3 protein-coding genes are annotated in these 883 nt (G+C 64.3%); all 3 read left to right on the top strand.

The genetic code is table 11. The features are described from left to right. Positions 1–173 (top strand): succinate dehydrogenase, cytochrome b556 subunit (locus tag C6P61_RS17505; protein ID WP_425319772.1); only part of this gene is annotated, 173 nt, incomplete at its 5' end. Between the two features lie 63 nt (positions 174–236). Then, complete coding sequence (sdhD, locus tag C6P61_RS17510) at positions 237–602, top strand: succinate dehydrogenase, hydrophobic membrane anchor protein (RefSeq protein WP_105731163.1); 366 nt, start codon at positions 237–239, stop codon at positions 600–602. A 6-nt stretch (positions 603–608) separates the two neighbouring features. Continuing rightward, positions 609–883 (top strand): FAD-binding protein (locus tag C6P61_RS17515; RefSeq protein WP_146115108.1); only part of this gene is annotated, 275 nt, incomplete at its 3' end.

The raw sequence follows: 883 nt of genomic DNA on the forward strand, positions 1-883 counted from the left end.
TGGTGCTGATCTGGGGCTACCTGCACCACTTCATCGCGGGCGTGCGCCACCTGTACATGGACATGACGCACTCGGTGAGCAAGGAATTCGGCAAGTCCTCGGCCAGCGTGACCCTGGTGCTGAGCCTGGGCCTGACCGTGGTGCTGGGCGCCAAGCTGTTCGGTCTGTACTGACCCCCCATTGACCTGGCGCGACCGACCTGCAAGCGCGGTCTGCCACTGAAGGAGAATTGATTCATGTCTGTCAATTACGGTTCCAAGCGCGTCGTCACCGGCGCCCATTACGGTATTCGCGACTGGCTGGTCCAGCGCGTGACCGCCACGCTGATGGCGCTGTTCACCCTGGCGCTGCTGGCGCAGGTGATCCTGAGCAGCGGCCCGATTGGCTACGAAGTCTGGGCCGGCATCTTCGCCGCGCAGTGGATGAAGTTCCTGACCTTCGGCGTGATCCTGGCACTGCACTGGCACGCCTGGGTCGGCGTGCGCGACATCTGGATGGACTATGTCAAGCCCGCGGCCATCCGCCTGACGCTGCATGTCCTGACCCTCGTCTGGCTGGTCGGCTGCGCCGGCTGGGCCTACTCTGTTCTCTGGAAGCTCTGATACGCCATGACCGCAACCGCAAACCTCCCCAAGCGCAAATTCGACGTCGTCATCGTCGGAGCCGGTGGCTCCGGCATGCGCGCCTCGCTGCAGCTCGCGCGTGCCGGCCTGAAGGTCGGCGTGCTCTCGAAGGTGTTCCCGACCCGCTCGCACACGGTGGCGGCGCAAGGCGGCGTGTCCGCCTCGCTGGGCAACATGTCGGAAGACAACTGGCACTACCACTTCTACGACACCATCAAGGGCTCGGACTGGCTGGGTGACCAGGACGCGATCGAGTTCAT

Origin of the sequence: Malikia spinosa, assembly GCF_002980625.1 — a bacterium.
GTDB lineage: Bacteria > Pseudomonadota > Gammaproteobacteria > Burkholderiales > Burkholderiaceae_C > Malikia > Malikia spinosa.